Source organism: Pseudomonas sp. LAIL14HWK12:I7, assembly GCF_000483465.1.
Taxonomy (GTDB): Bacteria; Pseudomonadota; Gammaproteobacteria; order Pseudomonadales; family Pseudomonadaceae; genus Aquipseudomonas; species Aquipseudomonas kermanshahensis.
The window spans coordinates 119,654-145,133 of sequence record NZ_AXYZ01000008.1 but is presented as its reverse complement, the minus strand read 5'-3'; the positions used below and the strand labels follow the sequence as shown (position 1 = coordinate 145,133).

Annotated in this window: 17 protein-coding genes; 7 read left to right on the top strand and 10 right to left on the bottom strand. The window is 66.2% G+C overall.

From position 1 onward, the window contains the following. Positions 1-9: 9 nt before the first annotated feature. From D886_RS0109825 to D886_RS0109795, 7 genes are all read right to left on the bottom strand, one after another. Positions 10-2,253 (bottom strand): TonB-dependent receptor, encoded by a 2,244-nt coding sequence (locus D886_RS0109825; protein ID WP_027593765.1) that lies wholly within the window; start codon positions 2,251-2,253, stop codon positions 10-12. 381 nt (positions 2,254-2,634) lie between these two features. Then, a complete protein-coding gene (locus D886_RS0109820) occupies positions 2,635-3,693 on the bottom strand; it encodes an ABC transporter substrate-binding protein (RefSeq protein ID WP_027593764.1) in 1,059 nt (352 codons plus the stop codon). Then, positions 3,690-4,754: an ABC transporter substrate-binding protein gene (locus D886_RS0109815; protein ID WP_027593763.1), complete on the bottom strand. Its 1,065-nt coding sequence runs from the start codon at positions 4,752-4,754 to the stop codon at positions 3,690-3,692. Before D886_RS0109815 ends, D886_RS0109820 begins: the two co-directional genes overlap by 4 nt. Before the next feature lie 18 nt (positions 4,755-4,772). Beyond that, complete coding sequence (locus tag D886_RS0109810) at positions 4,773-5,924, bottom strand: LLM class flavin-dependent oxidoreductase (protein WP_027593762.1); 1,152 nt, start codon at positions 5,922-5,924, stop codon at positions 4,773-4,775. Positions 5,925-6,182: 258 nt separating this feature from the next. Continuing rightward, the gene (locus D886_RS0109805; protein ID WP_027593761.1) at positions 6,183-8,033 is read right to left on the bottom strand and encodes an ABC transporter ATP-binding protein; all 1,851 of its coding nucleotides are present in this window, start codon (positions 8,031-8,033) and stop codon (positions 6,183-6,185) included. Next, a complete protein-coding gene (locus D886_RS0109800; protein ID WP_027593760.1) occupies positions 8,026-9,801 on the bottom strand; it encodes an ABC transporter ATP-binding protein in 1,776 nt (591 codons plus the stop codon). The genes D886_RS0109805 and D886_RS0109800 overlap by 8 nt, the downstream gene beginning before the upstream one ends. 133 nt (positions 9,802-9,934) lie before the next feature. Then, complete coding sequence (locus D886_RS0109795; RefSeq protein ID WP_027593759.1) at positions 9,935-11,167, bottom strand: acyl-CoA dehydrogenase family protein; 1,233 nt, start codon at positions 11,165-11,167, stop codon at positions 9,935-9,937. 378 nt (positions 11,168-11,545) lie between these two features. Between D886_RS0109795 and D886_RS0109790 the strand changes: the two genes are divergently transcribed. The 7 genes from D886_RS0109790 (at position 11,546) to D886_RS0109760 (ending at position 19,977) form a co-directional block, all read left to right on the top strand. Further along, positions 11,546-12,601 (top strand): ABC transporter substrate-binding protein, encoded by a 1,056-nt coding sequence (locus D886_RS0109790; protein ID WP_027593758.1) that lies wholly within the window; start codon positions 11,546-11,548, stop codon positions 12,599-12,601. Between the two features lie 27 nt (positions 12,602-12,628). Further along, complete coding sequence (locus D886_RS0109785) at positions 12,629-13,360, top strand: class II aldolase/adducin family protein (protein WP_027593757.1); 732 nt, start codon at positions 12,629-12,631, stop codon at positions 13,358-13,360. A 174-nt stretch (positions 13,361-13,534) separates the two neighbouring features. Continuing rightward, on the top strand, positions 13,535-14,722 hold the full coding sequence (locus tag D886_RS0109780) for an LLM class flavin-dependent oxidoreductase (RefSeq protein WP_027593756.1): 1,188 nt from the start codon (positions 13,535-13,537) through the stop codon (positions 14,720-14,722). A gap of 10 nt (positions 14,723-14,732) precedes the next feature. Continuing rightward, entirely contained in the window at positions 14,733-16,307 is a 1,575-nt protein-coding gene (locus D886_RS0109775) for an ABC transporter substrate-binding protein (protein WP_027593755.1), read from the top strand. Beyond that, a complete protein-coding gene (locus D886_RS0109770) occupies positions 16,300-17,379 on the top strand; it encodes an ABC transporter permease (RefSeq protein WP_027593754.1) in 1,080 nt (359 codons plus the stop codon). Before D886_RS0109775 ends, D886_RS0109770 begins: the two co-directional genes overlap by 8 nt. Further along, positions 17,372-18,199 carry an ABC transporter permease gene (locus tag D886_RS0109765; RefSeq protein ID WP_027593753.1) on the top strand — a complete coding sequence of 276 codons (828 nt, stop codon included), beginning with the start codon at positions 17,372-17,374 and terminating at the stop codon, positions 18,197-18,199. Before D886_RS0109770 ends, D886_RS0109765 begins: the two co-directional genes overlap by 8 nt. Beyond that, a complete protein-coding gene (locus tag D886_RS0109760) occupies positions 18,196-19,977 on the top strand; it encodes an ABC transporter ATP-binding protein (RefSeq protein ID WP_027593752.1) in 1,782 nt (593 codons plus the stop codon). Before D886_RS0109765 ends, D886_RS0109760 begins: the two co-directional genes overlap by 4 nt. A gap of 149 nt (positions 19,978-20,126) precedes the next feature. Here the strand turns inward: D886_RS0109760 and D886_RS0109755 are convergent, their stop codons facing one another. From D886_RS0109755 to D886_RS0109745, 3 genes are all read right to left on the bottom strand, one after another. Next, on the bottom strand, positions 20,127-21,215 hold the full coding sequence (locus D886_RS0109755; RefSeq protein ID WP_027593751.1) for an LLM class flavin-dependent oxidoreductase: 1,089 nt from the start codon (positions 21,213-21,215) through the stop codon (positions 20,127-20,129). 28 nt (positions 21,216-21,243) lie between these two features. Next, positions 21,244-23,820, bottom strand: a complete 2,577-nt coding sequence (locus tag D886_RS0109750; RefSeq protein ID WP_027593750.1) for a TonB-dependent siderophore receptor — start codon at positions 23,818-23,820, stop codon at positions 21,244-21,246. 106 nt (positions 23,821-23,926) lie between these two features. Next, positions 23,927-25,480: an ABC transporter substrate-binding protein gene (locus D886_RS0109745; RefSeq protein ID WP_027593749.1), complete on the bottom strand. Its 1,554-nt coding sequence runs from the start codon at positions 25,478-25,480 to the stop codon at positions 23,927-23,929.

Here is a 25,480-nt window from a genome sequence, read left to right as displayed (position 1 = left end):
CACGGTGACTTAGAAGCGGCTGGTGACACTCAGCCCGACCGTGCGTGGGTCGCCATAGGTGATCACGTACTGCCCGGCAGTCCCGTTAGGCCGGCCATGCACCTGGTAGCGGCGGTCGGTCAGGTTGTTGACGAAGCCGGTCACGCTCAGCTTGTCGTCGGGGCTGAACCAGGTCAGGCGGGCGTTGGCCAGTGTGTAGTGGGGCTGGCTGAGGGTTTCGTCAGCGCTGCTCTGGCGGTCAGCAAGAAAGTATTCCTTGTCGCGGAAACTCACGTCGCCGCCGGCCACCAGCTTGCCGCCGACCTGCAACGGAAAGGTGTAGTCGGCACCCAGCGACACCACGTTGCGTGGCGAGCGCACGAAGCTGTTGCCGCTGTAGTCGCCGGTCACCGCGCCAGTGGTGGGGTTGGTGTTCTTGAAGTCGGTGTATTCGGTGTCGAGGAAGGACACCGCCGCACGCACGTGCAGGCGGTCGGTCGGCTGGCCTTCGATCTCCAGCTCCGCCCCTTTTACCTTGCCCTTGGCGCCGTTGGTCAAGGCGGTGGTGAGCACGCCGTTGTTGACCGTCAGCAGGTTCACCTGAATGTCCTTGTAGTCGTAGTAGAAGACGTTGGCGTTAACCGTCAGGCGGCGGTCGAACCACTCGGATTTCAGGCCCAACTCGTAGGCATCCAGCTCTTCCGGGTCCACTGTGGTCAGCTGTGCAAGGCTGGTCGATAGCCCGGTGTTGAAGCCGCCGGAGCGGAAGCCATGGGCATAGCGGAAGAACACCCGCAGGTTGTCGTTGATGCGGTACTCGGGGGTCAGGTCGTAAGTCCAGGCTTCCCAAGTCTTGTCTTCCTGGCGATTGCCGTTGGTGCCCACGCCTGCCAGCGGGATCAGCGGGCCGTTGGCGGTGGTGCGGGTCAACTGGGTCAGGTCCAGGTCGATGTCTTTTTTCTCCTGGGTCCAGCGCAGGCCACCCGTCACGCTGAAGTCATCGGTGAAGTCGTAGGTGAGGTTGCCAAACAGCGCGTAGCTGTCGGTGCGGTGGTCATAGCCCAGGTCGCGGAACGCGGTGGTGCCGACCTGGTTCGAACCGGTGCCGTTGGGTGTCGGGCCCGGGGTGACGATGCGCTGGGCCGCGCTGTCGAGGTCTTCATGGAAGTAGTGCGCGCCCGCCAGCCAGTGCAGCGGGCGATCTTCCGGCGATGCCAGGCGCAGCTCCTGCGACCACTGGCGGTAGCTGTTGTCGGTGATCGACGCGCCGTTGACCTCGTACGGGGTGTAGTCGGCGTCGCTGGTCGAGCGGTTGCGGATGTAGTCGTAGGCGCTGATCGAGGTCAGGGTGTAATCGCCCAGGTACCAGTTGAAGGTCAGCGACGCGCCGTCGTGGTCGAGGCGGTAGTCCTCGTTGACGTTGAGCGAAATGTCGCGGCCATTGGGGCGCTCGTAACCGACGTTGTAATAGCGGCCCACCGGCAGCGCGCCGTTGCTGCCATCGCCCTTGAACTGGCGGCTGTGCAGCTTCAGCAAGGCGTCCAGGTCGGGGTTGAGCTGGGCGAGGAACTGCAGGCGGATGGCTTTTTTGTTGACGTCGCCATAGGTGTTGCCGTCGAAGTCGTTGTGCTGGAAGCCATCGCGTTCTTCGGAGTACAGCGACACCCGGCCGGCCAGTTTTTCGTCCACCAGCGCGCCGCCGATGGCACCGGTGAGGATCCGTTCGTTCTTGCTGCCGACGCCGACCGTGCCGTAGCCGTCGGTGTCGAAGGTTGGCTTCTTGGAGATCACGTTGACCGCGCCCGCCGTGGTGTTCTTGCCATACAGGGTGCCCTGCGGCCCGCGCAGGATCTCGATGCGTTCGAGGTCGAACAGCGGGCCGCCGCCGGCGATCGGTGCGTTGAGGTAGACGTCGTCGGCGTAGATGCCCACTGGGTAGACTGTCGCGGCACCGGTGTCACCGGTGCCCAGGCCACGGATGTACCAGCGCGGCCGGCCATCGCCGTCGGGGTTCTTGGCCGAGGCGTTGGGCACGAAGGTGGTGATGTCGCCCATCGAGCGCACGCCGTCTGCAGTGATGCTGGTGCCCTTGATCGCCGACACGGCGACTGGGACTTCCTGCAGGGTCTGCTCGCGGTGCTGGGCCGTGACGGTGACGGTTTCCAGGGCGGGCTCGGTCTTGGCGTCTTCGTTGGCGGCGACGGCCTGGCCGCCGGTGCCGGCCAGCAGCAGCGCGAGGCTGATCTGGCGGGCCAGTGGGTGGAGCTGGTGCATGGTGAATCTCCCCGTATGTAAAGCGTTGTTGGGGAGAGCTAGAGCAGGGACTGTGCCATGTTTTTAAGTTGTTGAATTATATGAATTTAATTGGATTATTAGGGGGCTGTTGCCGGTAGGGCAGCAGTGGGGTGCTTGGCGGGTGCTGCTGGGGCAGCAGCGTTTGGTTGAGCGTGTTGGGGCCGCGTTGCGGCCCTATCGCCGGCAAGCCGGCTCCCACCCGAACTGTGTAGCCTCCAAAGCTAGCGCCGCACCTGTGGGAGCAACTGTCTTTGAGGATTTTTGGAAGTTGCTCCCACAGATACGCCGCAGGCCAGGAAGCTGCGGTGAACCTGTGGGAGCGGGCTGGTCCCGCGAAGGGGGCGCATAGCGCCCCCAGGGTCACACAGCCAACCGCGAAGTCGAACCGATTACACGCTCCAGCACGCTGAAGTCGATCCACTCCCGCACATCGAACCGGCGCGGTATGAACCCCCACCTGAACAGGAACTCGGTAAAGTCCTGCAACGCATCGATCGAGCGGCTGTCCAGGGTCGTGCGCAAGCGCCGGTGGGCATCGTCGCCATAAGCCGCCGCCACCCAGTACTCGCTGGTGTTCAGCTCACGGGCAAGGAAGCGCCGGGTCTCTTCCGGGTTGGCCCACGCCCACTGCTCGGTGCGCAACACCGTGTCGACCAGTGTACGGCTGGCATCGAAGTGCTCTTCCAGCAAATGCCGGTCCACGGTCAAGGTGCGCGGTGTGCCGTTGTTGCTGCGGATCAGCGGGTCGGGGTGGCTGCCGGTATCGACGACTACACGCAGGCCAAACTCGTGGGCCAGGTGCACCGCATGGGCGCCCTTGAGGAAGATCGCGTCGATGTCGCCGCGCAGCAGGCCGATCAGTTCGTTGTTGCGGCGGCTGAAACGGCTGGTGTCCAGGCTCACTTCGGCGCCATACAGGTGCTGCTTGGCGTCGTCGCTGTAGGTACCGCCGTAGGGGTAGTCGACCAGTTCGACATCCGCCACGCTCAAGCCTTCGAGCTTCAGCGCGTTTTCCAGCCCGCGCAGGGCCTGGGCGCGGGTGAAATCGATCTGCACGTTGGCCCACTTGGGCAAGCCGAAGCGGCGGTTTTTCAGGTCGCGGATACTGCGCACACCGCTTTCTTCGGTGGTCAGGATCAGTTGCACTTCATCGCTCCACGACAACCCCAGCACGCGGGTCTCGACACCACTGGCGTAGGCCCAGATTGCTGGGATGTTGCCGCCGTGGCGTACTGAGTTCTGCAGGTGGTGGTCGTAGTGGGCTTCGCGCACTTCCCGTTCGCTGGATTCGCGCAATGACTGGATGTTGGTGCCGAACGGCGCAAAGGCCTCGGCCAGGCGCCCGGATTGCACGGCGATGCCGAGGCCGGTGGGCACAGGGCTGTGGGTGTACCAGAGCGTTTCCAATGGCTTGGTCATGGGGTAACGGGCTTCCTGTCCAGGGGAGTGGGGGCCAGCAAGTGGTCCAGGGGTTGGCGGGCGATCCAGTCACGTACCTCGAACCGGTTGGGGATGAAGCGCCAGCGTTTGAGAAATTCGACAAAATCCTGCAGGGCGTCGATAGCCTGGTCATCCAGGCGGGTGCTTAGGCGCAGGTGGGCATCGGCGCCGTACGCGACCGTGACCCAGTATTCACTGCTGTTGGTTTCACGGGCCAGGTAGCGGCGGGTTTCGTCCGGGTGCTGATGGGCCCAGCGTTCGGCGCGCAGTACGGACGAGAGCAGGGTGCGCACCACCTGCGGGTGTTGCGCCAACAGGTGGCTGTCCACAGCGAGGGTGCGCGGCGTGCCGTTGTTGCTGCGGATCAACGGGTCGGGGTGGCTGCCGGTGTCTATGACCGTGTGCAGGGCAAAGGCATGGGCCAGTTGCACGGCGCTCGCGCCCTTGAGAAAGATCGCATCGACCTCGCCGCGCAACAGCCCGGCCAACTCCAGGTTGCGGCCTTCGCTTTGCGTGCTGGACACCGGTGTACCCGCCACATTGCGCACTGGGCGGTCGCTGAAGGTGCCGTCGTAGCGGTAGTTGACCAGCGCGACGTCGCCCACTTGCAGGCCTTCGAGTTTCAGGGCGTTTTCCAGCCCGCGCAGGGCTTGTGCGCGGGTGAAGTCGATCTGCGCCGAGGCCCAGTCGGGCAGGCCGAAGCGCCGGCCCTTGAGGTCCTTGACCGTGTGGATGCCGCTGTCCGGGCGGGTCAGGATCAACTGCGCTTCATCGGCCCAGGACAGGCCGATCACACGGGTTTCGCGACCTTGCGCGCGAGCCCAGATGGCCGGGATGCTGCCGCCGTGGCGGACCGAGTTGAGCAGGCTGTGGTCGAAGTGCGATTCGCGCACGGCCTGCTGGTCGGATTCGCGCAGGGATTGTACCTGGGTGCCCAGTTTGGCCAGGTCATCCTGCAGCCAGCCTTGCTGCACGGCGATGCCCAGGCCAGTGGGGACTGGACAGCGGGTGTACCAAAGGGTGTCGAGGGGTGTGCTCATGTTCCGGCTCCGTCGGGTTCAGGCGCTGGCCTTCAAGGGGGTGGTGGCGGCAGCCTGTTGCACCAGGGGCAGCACTTCCTGGCCGATGCGCAAGGCTTCTTCCAGGTGCGGGTTGCTGGCCAGAATGAACGTGCTGAAACCCGCATCACGGTATTCGGCCAGGCGCTCGGCGATGTTCTGGTGGCTGCCCACCAGGCCCACGGTCGGGCCGGGCTTGGCCTTGGCGAAGCCGGCCCACAGGTTGCGCGCCAGGATCAGTTCGTCGAAGCCTTGCAAGCCTTGGTGATAGGCCGCCTGGCGAGCGCCGCCGACCGAGTCGGAGCCGGTCACGAAGCCCTTGGCCGAGGCGCTGGCCTTGCCTTCCAGGCGCTCGAACTGCTGGCGCAATTCCCGCCATGCCTGTTCCTCGTTCTCACGGGCGAACAGGTCGACGCGCAGGCCGAAGCGCACGGTGCGCCCTTGTTTGTCGGCCAGTTCCCTGACCCGCTCGATGTGCGGTTTGAGCGTGTCGATCGGCTCGGCCCAGTTGAGGTACACATCGGCGTGGCGCGCCGCCACGTCCAGCGCTGCATCGGAAAACCCGGAGAAGTACACGCCCGGTTTGCGCTCGTGCTGCAGGCCGGGTGGCAGGCTGCCGTTTTCCAGGCGATAGATGTCGCCGTCGTAGGAAAATTTGTCCTGCGCCCACAGGCCCTGGATCACGTCGAGGAACTCACCGGTGCGCTTGTAGCGCAGGTCATGTTCGAGGAAGTCGCCGTTGGCCCGCTGGCTGGCCGGGTTGCCGCCGGTGATGATGTTCCAGTCCAGCCTGCCGCCGCTGAGGTTCTGCAGGATCGCGGCCTGCTGGGCGGCATAGGCGGGCAAGGTCCAGGTGGCCTGGAACGCGATCAGAAAGCGTATGCGGCGGGTTTCGCGGGCCAGCGCTGCAGCAGCGATCCACGGCTCGGGGCCGGTGGGCAGCAAGGCACCCTCGAAACCTGCCAGCTCGGCGGCCTTGGCCACCTGGGCGATGTAGTCGATGTAGGTAAAGCCGTCGCTTTCGCCGTTGGGCAGGCGACCGGGGGCGATGTTGCCGGGGCGGTGCTGCGGGTTGCCACGGTTGTGGCGGTCGGTGGACAACTGCGGGCCATCGGTGCCCAAGGGCAGGCGCCAGAAAAATTCGGTGGTCATGGGGGCTCCTGAAGGGGAGGTTGTGCGGATGGGGAGGGTGGTGCAACGGCTGTGCCATGCGTGGCGTTGGGCTTGTGCGGCGGGGGCTTGCGGTGCAGGAGAGGGGCGGGGTGCTGCTGTGGCAGCAACCGGGAAGCAGTGGATGCTGGGAGAGCAGCATGGGCAGGCCTGGCCCTTTCGCGGGCAAGCCCGCTCCCTCAGGGTCGGCACTGGGCTCCGACCCGTGGCAGCGGGCTTGCCGGCGAAGAGGCTGCTGAATCAGGCCGGGGTAACTTCTATCGGCACCTCCCCGGCACTGCGCAGGTAGGCCTCATACAACGCCGCATAAGCCCCACCCCGGTCAATCAGCTCGGCATGCGCCCCTTGCTCCACCACCTGCCCATGGCGGACCACGGCGATGCGGTCGGCATCGCGGATGGTCGCCAGGCGGTGGGCGATGATGATCGCCGTGCGCCCTTGGCACAGCCGCCGCAAGGCCTGCTGGATACGCCGCTCGGTGTGCACATCCACCGCCGAGGTGGCCTCGTCGAGCACCAGTACCGCCGGGTCGGCCAGGTAGGCGCGCACCAGGCACACCAGTTGCCGTTGGCCATGGCTCAGGTGCGCGCCCAGGGGCCCGACTTCGGTGTGGTAGCGCTGCGGCAGGCGCTCGAGCACTTCGTCTGCCCCCAACTCGCGGGCAGCTGCCACCAGGCGTGCATCGTCGGCACCGGGTGCCGCCAGGCGCAGGTTGTCGAGGATGCTGCCGCTGAACAGCACGTTGTCCTGCAGCACCACGCCGACGTTGCGCCGCAGGTCATGCTGGGCCAGTTCGCGCAGGTCGATGCCGTCCAGTTTCACGGCGCCGCGTTGCACTTCGTAGAAACGCGTCAGCAACTGCACCAAGGTACTTTTGCCATGCCCGGACGGGCCGACGATGGCCAACACTTCACCGGCGCGGATGTGCAGGTCGAGGCCATCGATCACCGGGCGCGGGCCGTTTGGGGTGTAGGCGAAGCCTACCTGTTCGAAGTCCACCTGGCCGCGTGCCCTGGCCAGCGGGCGGGGTGATTGCGGGTCGAGTACCTGTGGGCGGGTGTCGAGCAGCAGGAAGATCCGCTGCGCCGACGCACTGCCGGTGGCATAGCGCTCGAACAGGTCCGACAGCTCTTGCAGTGGCCCCAGGAACAGGAACACGTAGAACAGGCTCTCGGCCACCTGGCCGACAGTGACCTTGCCTTCGGCCAGGCCGTGGGCGCCTACCAGCAGCAATACGGCCATGCCTGCCGTGCTCAGCAGTGCCGTGAACGGCGCGAACCAGCCGGCGCGCAGGCTGCCGCGGATCAGGGCCTGGTTGAAGTCCTCGAGCAGGCGCCGGTAGCGCGTCTGGTTTTTTTGTTCCTGGCCACATTGCTGAATCAAGCGCACGCCGCTGACGCTCTCGACCAGGTGCGCGGTGAAGCGGCTGCGCTGTTCGGCGACCTTGGCCCAGTTGCGTTGCGACACCCGCTTGAAGCGCCAGGTGGCCAACGCCAGCAGTGGCACCGTGGCGGCCAGGCTGTAGAAGAAGCTCGGCTCGATGCGCCACAGCATCACCGCCGCCAGGCCGCAGCGCAGCAGGGCGCCGAGCAGCTCTGGCGGGCCTTGCACCAACAACGGTTCGAGCGCATCGACATCACGGTCAACGCGAGAAATGATGCGCCCGGCGCGGGTCTGGTCGAAGTAGCTCACCGACAGCGCCTGCACGTGGGCAAACACCTTCACCCGCAGGTCGTTGAGCACGCGGATCGCCGCCCGCCCAGCAATGAACTGCGACACGCCTGCCAGCAGGAAGCGCCCCAGCCAGCTGGCCGCCAGGCCCAGGCCCAGCCACAGCACCAGGCGTTCGTCCAGCAACCAGTGATCGGCGCTGGCCACCAACCCCTTGTCGAGCAGCTCGCGGACGAACCAGGGCCGCAGGAACACGGTGAACACCAGCAGCAGTTCGATGCCGATCACCGCCAGGATCTGCCGGCGAATGGGCCGCAGCAGCGGCAACAGGCGGTGGAACATGCCACGGTCCAGGGCCTGGCGCGCCAGGTGCTGCTCGATCTCGATATCGCTGGGGGCCTTGTTGGGTGCATTACTCATGGTCGATCCCCAGCAGCTCGCGGTAGTGGGCATTGTTCGCGCTCAGCTCGGCATGGCTGCCACTGGCGCTGATGCGGCCGTTTTCCAGCATCACTACCCGGTCGGCCAACAGCAGGGTCGAAAGGCGGCTGGTGATCAGCAGCAAAGTCGGCCCCTGGCCCGTGTCGCCGCGCAGGCGGCGGATGTTGTGCAGCACCTGGCGCTCACCCAGGGCATCCAGGGCGCTGGTGGCGTCGTCCAGGCACAGGATGTCTGGCGCGCCGAGCAGTGCGCGGGCCAGGCACAGGCGCTGGCGCTGGCCGCCGGAGAGGGTCACGCCACGGTCGCCCAGTGGCGTGTCGAGGCCATGGGGCAAGCGTTCGAGTACATCGTCTGCCGCCGCCAGGCGCAGCCCTTCGCGCAATTCAGCGGTGCTGGCATTGGCTGCCGCCAGGCGCAGGTTGGCCGCCAGGCTGTCAGAGAACAGGAAGCTTTCTTGCGGCAACACCTGGACGCGTCGGCGCAGGTCGGCCAGGTCGAGCGCGCGCACATCCTGCCAGCCCACGGCGTCACTGCCGACCAGCACGGCGCCGCCTTGCACGTCGGCCAGGCGCGGCAGCAGGCTGGCCAGCAGGCTCTTGCCGGTGCCCGTGGCGCCGACCAGTGCCACCACCTCGCCGGGCTGCAGGGTCAGCGAGCAGTCCTGCAAAATGGCGCGCTCGCCCGTGGGGGCGCTGACGCGCACCTGGGCCAGTTTCAGGCCCAATGGCCCAGGGGGCAGGGTGGCCTGGCCGCCAAGGATCGCCGGTTGCTCGTCCAGCAGTTGCCAGATGCGCTCCGCACTGGCGCGGGCATCGGCGAAGGTCTGCATAACCCGGCCGATGCCTTCGATACGGAACACCAGCGTGGTGGCCACCAGCAGCGAAGTGACCAGCTCGCCGATGCCCAGCGCGCCCGCCGCCACGCGGTGGGCACCGTACACCAGGATCCACACATGCCCCAGCGCCACCACCGCCTGTGGCAGCGGGATGCGTGAGCTGGCATAGGCCAGGGCCGCGCGCGCGTGACCGGTGAACACGCCCACCTGGTGGGCAAACCGCTCGATGCGCTGGCCCTCCAGGCCGAACGCCTTGATCACGCGCACGCCACCGATGCCTTCTGCCAGGTCCTGGCTGACCTGATCGTAGGCAGCGCCCACGGCGCGATCGAGCGTGACCAGGCGATCGGTCTGCACGACGAACAGCCACAGCCCGGCCCCGGTCAGCAGCAGCGGCACCAGGCCGAGCAGTGGGTCATACCAGCTCAGCAGCCCCACGGCGGCCATCACCACCAAGGGCGTTTCGATGATCTGTCGCCAGAAGGTGATCAGTGCATCGCGCACCTTGTCGGCGTCGCGGGTGGTGCGGGTGACCAGTTCACCCATGCCGTGGCGCCAGTGGTAGCCCAGGTGCAGGCGCTGGACCTGCGTGAGGATGCGCTCGCGCAGGCGCGTCAGCAGCGCCTGGCTGAGCACCAGCGACAGCACTGCGGCGGCGTATTGCAGCACGCCACGGCCCAGGGCGATGGCCAGCAGCAGCCACAGCCAGTGCCAGGCCACGGCGGCATCCAGGTTGCCGTCGGGCAGGCGCACCACTGCGCGGCCAGCGCTGACATCGTCGACCGCGTGGCCGATCAGCCATTGCTGCCAGACCAGGCCAAGGTTGCCGGCGATGTACAAGGCGGTCACGAGGCCGAAGCGCCAGGGCATTTCACGGTAGATGGCCAGGGCGCGAAGAAGAGGGTGGTTCATGTAGAGGCTCGGTACTGGGGCTGCTACGCAGCCCATCGCAGGCAAGCCAGCTCCCACAGTGACGGTGGCGTGGCTTGGTGTGTGGGCGCTGGCTTGCCTGCGATGGGCCGCGCAGCGGCCCCCAGGGTTAGGTTCAACGGCGCGTTGCGCCTTGGGTTTCCTTGGCATTGAGCACGGCGGTGTACTCCCCTGGGTCGGCGCCATTGAGGTAGTAGTTGCCGACGTTGTGCAGCCGCCAGCGAATGGGGTCATGGGTGGTATGCACCCGGGCGTTGCGCCAGAAGCGGTCGAGGTTCCACTTGCTCAACGAGGCACTGGCCCCAAGCAGAGAAAACAGGTCGCTGGAGATCTTCAGTGACGCCGCATCGGCGTGGGCGCGGGCAGTGGCCACCGAGAGAATCAGTTCATCCTGCAGGGCTTTGTCCTCCGGGTCGCGCTCATGCGCGTCGAACACCCGTGCGGCATCGCGCAGTACCGACTCGGCACCGCGCAGCGCCACGGCGTACTCGCCAATCTGGCGAATCACGTGCGGCTCGTCACTGGCGCGGTCCACGCCACTTTCCACCCAGGCCCGGGCATGCTCGCGCAGGTAGTCGACGCCTGCCTGCAGCGCGCCGGCGGCGATACCGGTGTCGATGGCGGCATGAAGAATCTGCGGGAAGGTCAGCCCTGTGCGCTTCATCGGGCCGGTGCGCCGCGACAGGTAACGCTCGTCGAGCACGATCTCGTCGAAGTTGACCGTGCCGCTCACCGAGTTCTGCTGGCCGAAGGCCTGCCAGTCATCGACCAGGGTCAGCCCAGGGGTGTCGCGGTGCAGCAGCACACCGACGCCGCCGTCTTCGCTGGCGGCCGTCAGCGAGATCCAGTCGGCCAGGTAAGAGCCGGTGGAGTAGAACTTGCTGCCATTGAGCACCAGCTTGCCATCGGCGCGGCGCTCGACCCGGGTTTTCAGGGCGAACTTGTTCTTGCCGCCCACCTCGGCCAAGGCATTGCCGAAACGCTTGCCGGCCAGTACGTCGGCGATCAGGCGGTCGCGCACGTCGTCGGCGTAGCTGGTGAAGATGCCGCGCAGCATCACGTTGTGAATCTGCAGCAGTTGGCCCACACCGCCGTCGGCGGTGGAGATCAGGCGCACGGTTTCGACGATGGTTTGCACCGAAGCGCCAAGGCCGCCGAATTCGGCCGGTACGGCGATGGCGGTGAGACCGCTGCTGGACAGCAGGTCGGCCTGGCGGCGCGGCAGCTGGCCGTTGTTGCTGGGGTCGGCGGCGAGCACGGCGATTTGCGCGGCGACCTCGCGGGCGGCGGCGATGGCTTCGGCTTCGCTGGTCAGGCGGTGGATAGGGCTGGGTTCGATGGCGCTCATGGGTCGTCTCGCAAGGGTCTTCAAGGGCCAGTGCGCCTGCTTCGCGGGCAAGCCCGCTCCTACAGGTAAGGTGCCGGTTTCAAGGGCAATGAAGGTCCTGTGGGAGCGGGCTTGCCCGCGAATGGCCGCACCGCGGTCCCATAGCCTTGAGCAAGTTCTTTGCCATGACTCACCAGGCCCCGTGTTGCTTGGCTTCGGGCCGCGCCTGCTGCCCCAGCAACAGCCCGCCTGCTGATCTGGCAGCACCCCGCCCGCAATCCTGCTCCGTGCCCAGCACCCAACGCCTGTGAACGACACTCAAGTCCCCGTAAATCAAGGCCTCCAGCGGTTGGCACGCACGCTGCAATAGCGCTTTCACGACGCCCAAGGAGCCACCCCATGACACGCGCTACTGCCGCAACGCAAACCGACGACCCCACTGCCCTGGACCGCATCTGGTTTACCCGCTGCCCGGTGCCCACCGCTTCGGGCATCGCCTACAAGCTGGGCTGGCTGGACGAAGAATTCGCCCGCGACGGCCTGCCGGTCTCGACCCTGCAGGAAACCCGCCAGCTCGGCCATCACCACTACGATCACCAGCTCCCGGGGTTGTTTCGCGAGGGTGGCAACGTGCCGGCCTTGGCCGCCCGTGCAGCAGGCTCACCGAGCCGGCTGATCGGCCTGACCTGGATCGAGGAATGGCAGACCATCCTGGTCCGCCCGGACTCAGGCATCCGCAACGCCGCCGACCTGCGCGGTAAGCGCCTGGCACTGCCGGCCTGGGCTGACAGCCGCCCCGGCAGCATCGCCCGGGCCATGAGCCTGCACGGCTACAAAGGCGCCCTGGCCTCGGCCGGCCTGCACCTGGACGACGTGCAACTGGTGGAAGTGGCGTTGCTCGACCAGGCCAGCGCCGCCACCCCGCAGCTGGGCCTGCAGCGCCTGTGGTCGGGCCTGGATTACCTGGCGCGCGGCGAGGTCGATGCCGTCTACGTCAAGGGCGCGGCCGCTGCCGATGCGGCGCGGCGCCTGGGCCTGGTGGTGGGCGTCGATCTCGACCTGCTAGCCGACCCGCGCCACCGCATCAACAACGGCACGCCAAGGCCGATCACCGTGCACCAGAGCCTGCTCGACAACCACTTCGAGCTGGTCGCGCGCTTCCTGGCCCAGACCCTGCGCGCTGCCGAATGGGCGGCCGGCAACCGCGATGCGCTCAATAGCTTCCTTGAGGACGAGACCCGCGCCGGCAGCCAGGGTGTTGCCGAAGCCTATCGCGGCGCGTTCCACACCACCTTGGCGCCGGACCTGTCCGAGCAGCGCCTGGCGTTTCTGGGCACGCAAAAGGACTTTCTCTACCTGCATGGCTTCCTCGAAGCCGACTTCAGCATCGCCGACTGGGTCGACCCACGGCCCCTGCAGGCTGCCCATGAACTGCTGGCCCAGCGCCGCGCCTGACTTTGCATCCGCCTCCGGAGATTGAACATGACCGTACTGATCAACGAACGCCCCGTCACTGCCGAACTGCACGCTTTCATCGACCAGGTGGTCGCCGAAGCCGAAGCGGCGTTTACCGTATTCCGCGAGACCAACACCATCACCGCCAATGGCACTGTCGGCTTCATCGAGCGTGTGCCCGGTGAAGACCTGCTGGTGTCCGTCAACTACGGCGGCCCGTGGAACCACCGCAAACCGCTGCAGGCGACCGTGACCGACTTCTCCGGCAACGTGATCGTCGGCAAGGGTAAAGGCGGGCTGGGGCGCTACACCAAACTGTTCCAGACCCACGCTGACATCACCACGATCTCGCATGTGCACAGCCCATACCTCGGCGCCTGGGCCCAGACCCACCGTACCTTGCCGTTCCACTACGTGCCGGTGCAGCGCTATCAGCTGGCGCGGGAGCTACCGGTTTATATCGACCGGCGCCAGGCCGAGGTGGACTTCATCCTCGACAAGATCGCCGAAAACCCGTTCAACCTGGCCATTCTCGAAGCCAATGGCGGCTCCACGGTGTGGGGCAAGCAGGGGCTGCGTGCGACGGCCGAGTTCATCCTGCTGTTGGAAGAAGGCGCGCAGATTCAGCTGCTGGCCGATGCGCTGGGCGGTTCGCGGCCGTACGGGCCAGGGGTGCTGACGCAGCAGTGGAAGATGAGTGGGTTATACGAGCGCGCTACCGAGCTGGGGCTGGTGCCGGGTATCGATCGACGCAGCTGATTCGCAGTTCCAAGCCCACCACGCCCTCCTTTGTAGGAGCAGCCTTGTGCTGCGAAGAGGCCGGCCCGCCAGATGCAGTTGCTGCGCCTGGACTGGCCTCTTCGCAGCACAAGGCTGCTCTTACAGGGGGACGAGTGACAGTTTGGTATTTCACTCCAAGCAAGGACCACCCCCATGGCAGTAAAAATCCTCTGGTACCTCACCACCCCCGACGGCCCCTATCCCTGGGAGCCCGAAGGCCGCTGGAAAACCGACTTCGAGCACCTCAAGCAACTGGCCATCGCCGCCGATCGCCTGGGCTTCTACGGCTCGCTGCTCGGCTCCAGCCCCAACGAAAGCCTTGCGGTATCGGCCGCGCTGATCGACGCCACGTCACGCCTGCGCTTTCTGGTCGCACAACACCCAGGCGAGCTGTCGCCTGCGGTGTTGGCCAAGTGGGCACTGACCTTCGACCAGTTTTCCAACGGCCGCTTGCTGTTCAATGTGGTCAACGGCAACGACGCCGGCCTGGCCACGCTGGGCGTGCATTACCCACACGATGAACGTTACGACTTCAGCCTGGAATACTGGCGCGCGTTCCAGGGCTTTTACGCGGGTGAAACGGCAGGCTACGACGGCCGTTACGTCAAGCTTTCGCCACGCTCACCTGCGGCGGCCAGCCACCCCCTGGGCGGTTGGCACCCACCCAAGCAAAAGCCTGGCATTCCGTTGTGGGGCGCGGGCACATCGGCGCCGGGCGTGGCCCATTCGGTGCAGTTACTTGACGTCTACTTGAGCTTTGCCGATACCCCGCAAAAGCTAGGCGACAAGTTCCGCAGGGTGGCCGCCGAGGCAGCAAAAATCGGCCGCGAGCTGACCTACGGCACACGCCTGCAAGTCATCGTGCGCGAGACCGAAGAAGAAGCCTGGGCGCATGCCGAACGCCTGCTGCAGCGCACCTCGCTGGCCACCGCCCGCGCGGCCATCGAGCGTCAATTGCCGGCAGGGCAGACCCTGGACACCTACGTCAGCGACGACCCGCGCATTCAGCGCAACCTCGACAGCATTCGCGCCGGGCGCCTGCCCACTGCCCGCGAGCTGGAGATCTACCCCAACGTCTGGCTGGGCCCCAGCCTGTTCGGCTTCAACATCCTTGGCCCGGCTGCGGGTACCTACCTGGTCGGCAGCGCCGAACAGGTGGCCGAGCGCATCCGCGAGTACGAAGCCCAAGGCACGTCGGCGTTCATCCTGTCGGGCTTCCCGCTGATCGACGAAGCCCACCGGGTGGCCGACCTGCTGTTCCCGCTGCTCGACCTGGACCACGGGTTCGAGGTGCCGCGCCTGAGCGCCCGCACTAAGCCGACCGTGGCCCAACCGGCGTAAGGAGAGGGTGATGAGTGAGTTTTCGCGCCGGGTATTTCTCGGCAACAGCCTGGCCGTCGGGGGCGGCCTGCTGCTCGGTGGCGGGCTGCTCAGCGGCTGCGATGGCGGCGCGCCCGCTGCCACGGCTGACGGTATCGCATTACCCGCCACGCCGGTACATGGTGGGCGGTTGCGCGTGGGCATCATCGACGGTGACCAGGCGGGCAACCTCGATGCGCACAAGCCGGTGGGCGGCGGCATCATCCGCGGCTGGGCGCTGTACGCCAAGTTCTGGGAATGGAACCCGGATGTCAGCACGCGCCTGGCCCTGGCCGAGTTCGCCGAACCGAATGCCGATGCCAGTGCCTGGACCATCCGCCTCAAGCCAGGGCTGGAATTTCACCATGGCAAAAGCATCACCGCCGACGACATGCTGTTCTCGATCCTGCGTTTGACCGACCCGCAGTTGGCCTCGCCGTTTGCCGGGCTGGTCGGCGCCATCGACCGCCAGGCGCTGCGCAAGCTGGATGCGCGTACGATCGAGATCCGCTTCAAGCAGGGGCAAAGCTTCTATCCCTTGGATGAAACGCTGATCAGTTTCGGCGGCATCGTGCCGACCGATTATCATCCGTTGACCAACCCGGTCGGCGCCGGGCCCTACAAGCTCAAAAGCTTCATCCCTGGCCAACGCTCGCTCTACACCCGCTTCGAAAACTACTACAAACCCAACCGCCCTTATGCGGATGAGCTGGAGATCATCGAATTCAAAGACCAGGTCTCGCGTGCGGCGGCCTTGCGCGCAGGGCAGATCGACGTGGCCAGCGGGGTGCAGGCCGAGCACAGTGCCTTGCTCAAGGCTGACCCGCGCCTGCGCCTGTACGCTTCGCCCAGCACCTCGTTTACCGGTTTCAACCTGAACCTGGCCAAGGCGCCATTCCAGGACGTACGTGTGCGCCAGGCGTTCCGCCTGCTCGCCGACCGGCAAGAGCTGGTGGCGCGTGGGCTCAATGGTTTCGGCCGTATCGCCAACGACCTGTATTCGCCACACGACCCGACCTACAACCACACGATCGCCCAGCGCCCGTACGACCTTGATCAGGCCCGTTCACTGCTGCGCCAGGCCGGGCAGGACGACTTGCGTGTCGAGTTGACCACCACACCAGGGCCAGGGGTAAACGCGGCGTTGGTGTTTGCCCAGCAGGCGCAGAAGGCGGGGGTGCAGGTCAAGGTCAACCAGGTCGACGGCTCGGTGTTCAATGGCCCACAGCGCGAGCAGTGGCAGCTGTCACCGGGTTCGACGCCGGCCCGCGGTTTCCTCGCCTCGGCGCTGCACAACGATGCGCCGCAAGCCATCTACAACCGCAGCAATTTTCACGACCCACGGTTTACCGAACTGTACGGCCAGGCGCTGGCGCAGCCCGACCTGGAGCGGCGCAAGGCCTTGGTGCATGAAGCCCAGGTAATCCAGCACGAACGTGGCGGGCTGTTGATCTGGGGTTTCTCGGACGTGCTCGATGCAGCGTCCGCCAAGGTCGGCGGGCTCGCCCCCGAACAGACCACCTTCGCCTCCTGGCGCTTCGACGAACTCTGGTTGAACCATGCCTGATCACGCTCACCGTTCCCCACGTACGCCGGCCTGGCTGGCCTGGTTCATTGGCCGTCTGGGCTACGGCCTGCTGACCGCCTGGGTCATCAGCTTGGTGGTGTTCATCGCCACCCAGGCGCTGCCCTCGGACCCGGCGCGGGTCATCCTTGGCCCCGATGCGCCACTGGACAGCATCGTGACCTTGCAGCGCCAGCTGGGCCTCGACCAGCCGATCCTGGTGCAGTACCTGCGTTGGCTGGGGGCGGCACTGCGCGGTGACCTGGGCATCTCGCTGGACTCGCAGGTGCCGGTGGCACAGCTGCTGTTCGGGCGGCTCGGCCACACCCTGGCCTTGCTGGCCGGCGTGCTGGCGCTGGTGGTGCCACTGGCGCTGATCCTGGGCGTGAGCCTGGCACTGCGCCGTGACCGGCTGCTGGACCGCTGGGGGTTGTCGGCCTTGATCCTGTTGAAGGCTACGCCGAGCTTTCTGCTGGCCATCGGCCTGGTGCTGTTGTTTTCCATGCCCGGCATGGGCTGGCTGCCGGCGGTGTCGATCCTCGACCCGCAATTGCCTTTGTGGCGGCAGTTGCCATCGTTGGTGCTGCCGGTGGTTGCCCTGAGCCTGTCGGCGCTGCCGTACCTGACACGGATGGTCCGCGCCTCGATGATCGAGTCGCTGGAGTCCGACTACGTGGTGGCCGCACGCCTGCGCGGTATACCGGAGCGGCGCATCGTCTGGCGCCATACCTTGCCCAACGCCCTGACTCCGGCCATCCAGGGCGTGGCGCTGACCCTGCGTACGCTGGTCGGTGGCGCACTGTTGGCCGAAGTGATCTTCAGCTACCCCGGCATCGGCACGGCCCTCAATGCAGCGATCCAAATGCGCGACCTGCCGATGATCCAGGGCGTGGTGCTGGTCATCACCCTGGCTGTGGTGCTGATCAACCTGCTGGCCGACCTGCTGACTGTTCTGCTCACCCCCAAGCTGCGCACCGCGCGCCGGGTCAAGATGATCCGCCGCAACCGGCGCGGCATTCGCCCGTGGTGGCGACGCGCACGCCGTACACCTGCCCAGGAGGCAACCCATGACTGAGACCCGCTGGCTGGCCGACCCGCAGGTGCGGCGCGGCGCCGTGATTACCGCGCTGGTGATGTTGCTGGCGCTGCTGGGCCCTTGGCTTGCGCCGCATGCGCCGACGGCCATGGTCGGGCCGGTGTATGGGCCGCCGACTGCCGGTGCGCCGCTGGGGCGTGATTTTCTTGGCCACGACTTGTTGTCTCGCTTGCTCAGCGGGGGCGTGTCGGTGCTGTGGATGTCGGTGGCGGCGGCCACCCTTGCGCTGGTGGTCGGCGGCAGCCTTGGGTTGTTGGCCGGTTTTTCGCGGCGCCGCCTGGACCAGGCGATCAGTTGGGCGGCGGATGTCTCGCTGGCTTTTCCGGACCTGATTCTGGTGTTGCTGATCGTCTCGATGCTCGGCCGTGCGCCGTGGCTGATCGTGTTGACCGTGGCCATCGCGTTTACCCCAGGGGTCGTGCGCCTGGCGCGTGGCAGCGCGGTGGCGGTGGCGGGCCAGGAGTTCGTCGAGGCGGCGCAGATGATGGGCTACTCACGTTGGCGCATCCTGTTCAGCGAAATCCTGCCGAACATCCTGACGCCGCTGCTGGTGCATTTCGGCAACATGCTGACCTGGGCGGTGGGCATGCTCTCGGGCTTGAGCTTCCTGGGTTATGGCGTAGCGCCGCCGGCGGCGGACTGGGGGCTGATGATCAACGAAAACCAGGCCGGCCTGCTGGTGCAGCCCTGGGCAGTATTGGCACCGGCGCTGCTGATTGCCGTGTTCGCCTATGGCACCAACATTCTGGCGGAAGGTATCGGCCGGGTCAGTGCACGTATTGGGGAGAAGCAACCATGACGGCGGAGTTGAAAGTCGACAGCGACGTGTTGCGAGTCAGCGACCTGCGGGTGCAACTGGCCGGGCAGGTCGATGTGCTGGCCGATGTCTCGTTCAGCCTGGCGGCGGGAGAGATCGTGGGGTTGGTGGGCGAGTCCGGTTCGGGCAAGACCACCCTGGCCACGGCCTTGCTGTGCCATGCGCGGCAAGGTGCGCGGATTACCGGCGGGCGCATTGTGGTGGCGGGGCAGGCGGTGCTGGAGCTTGAGGGCGAAGCCTTGCGCCTGGCGCGGGGCGGGTTGGTGGGCTACGTCGCCCAGGACCCGGCCACAGCGCTGAACCCGGCTCTGCGCATAGGCGCCTTGTTGCGTGAAACCGTGTTGGCGCATCAGCCCAAGCTGACTGCAGATGCATTGCAGCAACGCATCAATGAGACCCTGGTGGATGTCGGCTTGCCAGACGACGCAGCCTTTCTGCGGCGTTTTCCTCATCAGTTGTCCGGGGGGCAGCAACAGCGGGTGATGCTGGCACTGGCGTTTGTTCTGCGGCCTAAACTGATCGTGCTCGACGAGCCGACCACGGCGCTCGATGTGACCACCCAGGCGCATGTGCTGGAAACCCTCAAGCGCCTGTGCCGGGGGCACGGTGTGGCGGCGTTGTACGTGACGCACGACCTGGCCGTGGTGCGCGACCTGGTTGACCGGGTGATGGTGATGTATGCCGGGCGGCTGGTGGAGGTAGCAGGGCGCGAGACCTTGTTCAAAGCACCGGCACACCCTTACACCCGTGCCTTGCTCGCGGCCATTCCTGATATTGCCCGACGCCAGCCGCTGCAAGCCATCGCCGGCCATGCACCGGCGCCGGGGCAGCGGCCTGCGGGCTGCGCGTTTGCCCCGCGTTGTGCCAGGCGACGTGCCGAGTGTGCGGTAATCGAGCCTTCGCTGCTGGCGTTCGAGGGCGGTCAGCAAGTCGCTTGCCTGGCGCCCTACCGTGAGCCGCTGCCCCTCGGCGAGCAGGGTGTCGAGGTAGCAGCGGCGCCCAGCGCAGAGGTGTTGCTGGAGGTGCAGGGGCTGGATGTGGCTTACGACCGACAAGTGCTGTTCGATGTTTCACTGCAGGTAGCGCAAGGCGAATGCCTGGCGCTGGTGGGCGAGTCCGGGTCGGGCAAGACCAGCCTGGCCAGGGCCATCGCGGGGTTGGGCGAGAACGTTCAGGGGCAACTGCGTTACGGCGGCGAGCCGCTGGCGTTCACCGCGCGTCAACGGGATGCACGGCTGCGTCACCAGATCCAGTACGTGTTCCAGAACCCCTACCGGGCGTTGAACCCTCGGCAGACGATCGCGCAGACCCTCAGCGCGCCCCTGGCGCATTTCTTCGCTGTACGTGGCGATGAGGCGCGTCATCGGGTCGAAGCGGTACTGGCGCGGGTGTCGCTGCCGGCGCGTGTGGCCGATCTGTATCCGCACAGCCTGTCAGGGGGAGAACGGCAGCGCGTGGCGATTGCCCGGGCGTTGATCTGTGAGCCACGGCTGTTGGTTTGCGACGAGATTACCTCGGCGTTGGATGTGTCGGTGCAGGCGTCGATCCTGGCATTGCTGAGGCGTTTGCAGCGTGAAGGGCTGACCGTGTTGTTCGTCACCCATGACTTGGGCGTGGTGCGGGCGATAGCCGACCGGGTGTTGGTGTTGCGCCAGGGCAGGGTGGTGGAAGAGGGGGCGGCTGAGCAGGTGCTTGGGCGGCCTGTTGATGCCTATACCCGGACCTTGGTGGCGCATTCGCCTAGCCTGTCAGTAGGTTGAATTCTGCTGACGCGATCTCTGTAGGAGCGGCCTTGTGTCGCGAAAGGGCTGCGCAGCAGCCCCACGATCTAAGCATCGACGCTTAGATTGCTGGGGCCGCTTCGCGGCCCTTTCGCGACACAAGGCCGCTCCTACAGTAGGTTGGGGTATCACCCGACAAATCGCGCCTGCCGCCGCCGCACTTCCTCGCGCACCGCCGGAATCACCCAGCGCCCGTAATCCACCGTGTCGTACAACGGGTCATACCCGCGGTTGAGGAAGGTGCTCACCCCCAAATCGACATAATCCAGCAACGCCTGGGCAACGGTCTCCGGCGTGCCCACCAGCGCCGTTGTATCGCCATAAGCCCCCACCGCTGTCGCCGTCGGCATCCACAATGCCCGGTCATGCCGGTCCGCCCGGGCGGCGGCGGCGAGCAGGCGTTCGGAACCGGTGCCCTTGATGCGCTTCTGCCAGGGGCTGTCCGCCGCAAACTGCGGGTTGGCCTTGATCTGCGCGAGGATCTGCTCCGCGCGCTGCCAGGCCAGCTCCTCGGTGGCACCCAGGATCAGCCGCACCGACAAGCTCACCCGTGGCGCCGCCACGCCAGCGGCACTCGCCGCAGCCTTGAGCTTGGCGATCTGCTCGGCGACGCCGCTCAGCGGTTCACCCCACAGGGCATACAGGTCGGCATGTTTGACGGCGATCTGGTAAGCGATGTCGGACGAGCCTCCAAAGGAAATCGGGATATGCGGCTGCTGCAGCGGCTTAACCGGCGAAAAAGCGCCCTTGATGGTGAAGTAGCGGCCTTCGAAGTCGAAGGGCTCTTCGGCAGTCCAGGTGCGCCGGACAATCTCCAGGTACTCGTCGGCGCGCTGGTAACGCGCGGTCTTGTCCAGCAGTGTGTCGCCTTCTTGTGGCTCGGCCGTGATGCCGGTGATCGCATGCAGGCGAATGCGCCCGCCGCCGGTGGTGTGGTCGAGGGTGGCGAATGCCCGCGCGGCCACCGTCGGCGCGGTCAGGGCAGGGCGGTGGGCGATCATGAAGCCGAGGCGCTCGGTGTGCGCGGCCGCATAGGCGGCAATCTGCAGGCTGTCGGCACTGCCTGGGCCGCTGGCGATCAGTACCCGGTCGAAACCGGCATGCTCATGGGCGCGGGCGTGGTGGCGGATGAACGGCAGGTCGAAGTCGGGCGAGCGCACGCCGCGGGTCTCGGACCACTGGCGGGGGAAAATCATGCCGACGAATTCAATGGACATGGCGATGGCCTTTTACGTTGAGGAAGGGTCAGAACTGGTAATCGACCTGGGCCAGCAAGGTGCGCCCAGGCATGGGTTGCAGGAAGGTGTTGGTCGAGCCGGCCAGGCCGCTGACGAAATTCAGTTCGTCGGTGACGTTGAGCATGCGCAGCGTCACGCCCCACTGTGGCTGGCGGTAATACGCGGCAAGGTCGAGGTTGTATTCGTCGGGCACCTTCACCGTCTTGCTCAGGTTCAGGTACCAGCTGCTGGTCCACCAACCAGAGAGCTCCACGCCGAACCCGGAATCGAAGCGGTAATCGACATAGCCGCCGGCGTTGTACTCAGGAATCTGCACCGCATCGAACTTGCCGGACGGGCGCTGGTTGAGGCTGTTGTTGTCGCCGAACACGGTGCCGTTGTCGGGGATGAACCCTGCGGAGGCGAACCCGGCCTGGCTGGTGAACTCGTTGTAGGCACTGATGCGGCTGAGGTTGAGGCCGCCGCGCAGGTGCGGGTCCTGGTAGCGCAGGGTTGCTTCCCAGCCTTTGACGATCAACCGGGCGATGTTGTTGTTGCTGTCTGGCGACTGGTCGCGCGCCTGCTTGTAGGCGGCCAAGGTGAAGAACAACTGGTCGGGCATGGCCTCGACCTTCAGCCCCACTTCGTGCAGCACGCTAAGGCTCTCGAACGCCAGCGGGTTGAGCTGGTTGGCCCCGGCGCCACTGCCCCAGCCCAAACCATTGGTGAAGAACCCGGTGTTGACGGCGAGGGAGCGGTCGAAGGTGTAGTACAGGGTGCTGTTGTCGGTGGGTTTGAAATAGGGGCTGACCTGTACCGAGAACAACCGGTAATTGTCCGAGTCCTTGCGCGGGTTGCCGCCGGCGAGCACGAAGGGGTTTTCGATACGGGCATCGATCCAGCTGCGGCTGGCCCCCACGTTCAGCCCCACGCGCTCGCCCAGGCGCAGGTTGTGCTGGCTGAACAGGGTTTGGGTGGTCCAGGTGCTGTCGGCGGTGTAGGGCGCCACCGATTCAGCGTACAAACCGTGCCCTGCCGGGTACATGGCGGGCAGGTTGAGCCAGCCATAGTAATTGGACAACTGTGGCACGCCGGGCCGGCCGATCCAGGCTCCGTTGCCACCGGCGGGGTTGCGCCCACTCAGGCCGAGCAGGTCGCCAGGGTTTTTCAGCGTCGGGTCGAGGGCGAGGTCGTAGGCGTTGATGGTGGAGCCAAAATTGTTGTTGGCGGCGATCGACTCGTTGGTCTCGCGGCGGTAGATCAGCCCGCTGTTGCTGTCGTCGACCAGCGTCAGGCCGCCCAGCTGCCATTGGCCACGGGCGCGGAACTCGAAGCGGTTGTCGAAGATGTCGTCCTTGCCCTGCACCTGGAACGCGCCCACCGCGTCGGTGGTGTCGGTGGAGTGCTGGTAGAAAGTGCTGTTGGCCAGGGTGATCGACGGGGTCAGGTCGCCCTCGACGCGCAGTTGTGTGGTGAAGCGCCGCGAGCGGTTCTGGTCCTGCGCGCGCTGGCCGGTCTGTGACGACAGCGAGGTCTGGCCATTGCCTGCCAGCGACGGGTCGTACACCCAGCCGCGCAAGCTGCCTGGGCTGGCCTGGGTATTGGGTGAGGCGCCCTGGAAGCTGCCATCGACCACCTGGTACTGGCCCTGCGCGTTGCGCTGGCGCTGCACCCAGCCAAGTACCTGGGCATCGCTGGCACCCGATGACAGCACCGGCGACCACAGGCTGTTGCCGTTCTGGATGATCGGCGTGGCGCGCCCGGCGTTGTACCTGCCGTGGTCGACCAGGTCTTGGGTGGCGCGGTTCCAGCCGTGGGTGATGTTGTAGTCGTAGTAGTCGTCGTACGCGGCGTTCCAGTCCACCCGCAGGTTGTCGTTGCGCCAGGCGAGGGCGCCGTAGAACGCGTCGAAGTTGTTGTCGACGTTGTCGTAGAAGGTTTCCTGGCGCTGGCGGGTGATGCTGACCCGGTAGGCCAGGCTGTCACTGAGGGGGCCGGTGTTGTCGATGCTGAATTGGGTGGCATCGCGTGATTCGCCATCGGGGATCCAGCTGCCGATTTCGCCACTCAGGCGGGTGCGGAAGCGGTTGAAGTCGGGCTTCTTGCTTAGGTAGTTGATGTAGCCGCCGCTGCCACTGACCGAGCCGTAGGTGACCGACGAAGGCCCGGCGACGATGTCGGCGCCTTCGTAGGCGTTGAAGTTGGCGGGGTGGCGTACGCCGTAGGCGCGTTGGCCATCCTGGAACACCTCGGAGCTTTGCCCGCGCATTTGCGGGGCGATGCCGGCGTTCTGGCCGCCGCCACGGGTGATGCCGGGGGCGTATTTGACCAGGTCGTCCGAGCTCTGGATCGGGTCGCGGGCCAATTGCTCGGCGTTGATCTGGGTGACCGAGCGTGGGGTGTCGAGGACTTTGCTTTCCAGGCCGCCGTAGATCGAGGCCGGTGGGCGCGTGGGCAGGGCGTCGTCGTCAGCCTGTTCGGCTTGGACGGTGACGGTTTGCAGTTGGGTGTCCTCGGCGTAGGCCAGCGGTACGCTGGCGGCCAGGATGGCCAGTGCCAGGGCGCTTGGCTGGAATGTCGGGTGCAGCAAGGCAACGCGGAGCATGGGGCTGAGCCTCGTTCTGTTCGGGAATGGGAAAAGCGAGGGCGCAGCCGCGCCTGCGGTTATTGGGTGCCTATGGCTCCCACAGAAGATTGTGCTGGCCCAGCGTTTAGCTCTTGAGCCACAGGCTCTCGAACCGCCAGGTACTGAACAGCGATTGCTCCGCCTGCGCCCCACCGACCCGTGTGCTGACACTGTCGAGCAAGTCGGCAAAGCCCCAGATCAGCATGCCGCCCCGTTCGTACTGGATGCGTTGGGCGCGGTGCACCAGGGCTTTGCGTTTTTCAAGGTCGGGCTGGGCCATGGCAGCGAGGAAGGCCTCGCTGAATGCCGGGTCGTGGAAGTGGGTCTTGTTGGCCACGGCGAACGGCGCGTCGGTATGAATGGCGCTGGCCAGAAACGGCGCACCGATGCTGCCCCCAGTGCTCAACGTCCAGTCGTCGCGTTGCGGCCCCTGGAACGTCGCCAGGTCGACTTGGCGCACCGTGATCGTCACGCCGATGCGCCGTGCTTGTTCGGCCAGCACCAGGGCCGAGGCAAGCCCAGGCCCTGGGGTCGTGACCAGTTCCACCTGCAGGCCTTCGCGGCCCGCGTCCTTGAGCAATTGCGCCGCCCGTTGTGGGTCATGCGGCCGTGGCCCGAGGCTGTGGTCGAAGGTGGGGTCGAACGGTGCGTACAGGTCGTTGGCCACCCGGCCCTGGCCATTGAGTGCCCGGCGCACCAAGTCCTCTCGGTCTGCCAGCAGGCGAAACGCCTCACGCACCCGCGGGTCGTTGAAGGGCGCTTTGGTGGTGTTCATGTCGAACGACAACCAGTTGCCACTCACCGACTTCAGCAGGCGCAGGCGTGGGTCGGCCTGCAGCACTTGCAGGTGCTCGGTGGACATGACGTTGGCCATGTCGATCTGCCCGGCGCGCAAGGCCGCCAGGCGGCCGGTCTGGTCCTTGAAGTCGATGATCTCCAGTTCATCGGCATACGGTTTGCCGGGCTTGTAGTAATTGTCGAAACGGGTGAACAGCGAGCGCTGGCCCGGGGTGAAACTTTTGAGTTTGTAAGGGCCGGCACCGACCGGGTTGGTGACCGGGTGGTAGTCCACCGGCACGATGCCGCCGAAGTTGACCCACGTCTCGGGCAACGGCAGGTAGCTGCGGCCTTCGCGAAAAGCCAGGCGCACGGTGCGATCGTCGAGCTTGACCAGGTTGTCGCGGTCGACCCAGTGCAGCAGCGCCGCATAGGGCGAGGCCAGCTGCGGGTCGGTCAGGCGCCTGATGGAGAAGATCAGGTCGTCGGCGTCGATGGTCTTGCCGTGGTGAAACTCCAGCCCAGGCTTGAGCCGCAACGTCCAGCCGCTGGCGTCGGCGTTGGGCTCGGCGAACTCGGCCAGGGCCAGGCGCGGCTGCATCTGCTCGTCCCACTCCCACAGCTTGCTGTACAAGGCAAAGCCGCGGACGATGCCGCTGCCGACCGGTTTATGAGCGTCGAGGTTGCCGCTTTGGTTGCCATCGATGATGCCAAGACGCAGGCGCCCGCCATGGCGTGGCTGATCGGCAACCGCGTCGCCGGGGCTGTCGCTTGGGCCGCAGCCGGCCAGCAGCCCACCGGCCAGTACGCCGGCATGGCCAATGAAGGCGCGCCGGCTCAATGGGTAACCGTCCCAGGCCAT

What these genes read in the sequence shown, in the direction of transcription:
- D886_RS0109745 (WP_027593749.1), bottom strand. Translation starts at nt 25,480, where the DNA reads ATGGCCTGGGACGGTTACCCATTGAGCCGGCGCGCCTTCATTGGCCAT.
- D886_RS0109800 (WP_027593760.1), bottom strand. Translation starts at nt 9,801, where the DNA reads ATGAACCACCCTCTTCTTCGCGCCCTGGCCATCTACCGTGAAATGCCC.
- D886_RS0109790 (WP_027593758.1), top strand. Translation starts at nt 11,546, where the DNA reads ATGACACGCGCTACTGCCGCAACGCAAACCGACGACCCCACTGCCCTG.
- D886_RS0109820 (WP_027593764.1), bottom strand. Translation starts at nt 3,693, where the DNA reads ATGACCAAGCCATTGGAAACGCTCTGGTACACCCACAGCCCTGTGCCC.
- D886_RS0109825 (WP_027593765.1), bottom strand. Translation starts at nt 2,253, where the DNA reads ATGCACCAGCTCCACCCACTGGCCCGCCAGATCAGCCTCGCGCTGCTG.
- D886_RS0109755 (WP_027593751.1), bottom strand. Translation starts at nt 21,215, where the DNA reads ATGTCCATTGAATTCGTCGGCATGATTTTCCCCCGCCAGTGGTCCGAG.
- D886_RS0109770 (WP_027593754.1), top strand. Translation starts at nt 16,300, where the DNA reads ATGCCTGATCACGCTCACCGTTCCCCACGTACGCCGGCCTGGCTGGCC.
- D886_RS0109810 (WP_027593762.1), bottom strand. Translation starts at nt 5,924, where the DNA reads ATGACCACCGAATTTTTCTGGCGCCTGCCCTTGGGCACCGATGGCCCG.
- D886_RS0109750 (WP_027593750.1), bottom strand. Translation starts at nt 23,820, where the DNA reads ATGCTCCGCGTTGCCTTGCTGCACCCGACATTCCAGCCAAGCGCCCTG.
- D886_RS0109785 (WP_027593757.1), top strand. Translation starts at nt 12,629, where the DNA reads ATGACCGTACTGATCAACGAACGCCCCGTCACTGCCGAACTGCACGCT.
- D886_RS0109795 (WP_027593759.1), bottom strand. Translation starts at nt 11,167, where the DNA reads ATGAGCGCCATCGAACCCAGCCCTATCCACCGCCTGACCAGCGAAGCC.
- D886_RS0109815 (WP_027593763.1), bottom strand. Translation starts at nt 4,754, where the DNA reads ATGAGCACACCCCTCGACACCCTTTGGTACACCCGCTGTCCAGTCCCC.
- D886_RS0109805 (WP_027593761.1), bottom strand. Translation starts at nt 8,033, where the DNA reads ATGAGTAATGCACCCAACAAGGCCCCCAGCGATATCGAGATCGAGCAG.
- D886_RS0109775 (WP_027593755.1), top strand. Translation starts at nt 14,733, where the DNA reads ATGAGTGAGTTTTCGCGCCGGGTATTTCTCGGCAACAGCCTGGCCGTC.
- D886_RS0109765 (WP_027593753.1), top strand. Translation starts at nt 17,372, where the DNA reads ATGACTGAGACCCGCTGGCTGGCCGACCCGCAGGTGCGGCGCGGCGCC.
- D886_RS0109780 (WP_027593756.1), top strand. Translation starts at nt 13,535, where the DNA reads ATGGCAGTAAAAATCCTCTGGTACCTCACCACCCCCGACGGCCCCTAT.
- D886_RS0109760 (WP_027593752.1), top strand. Translation starts at nt 18,196, where the DNA reads ATGACGGCGGAGTTGAAAGTCGACAGCGACGTGTTGCGAGTCAGCGAC.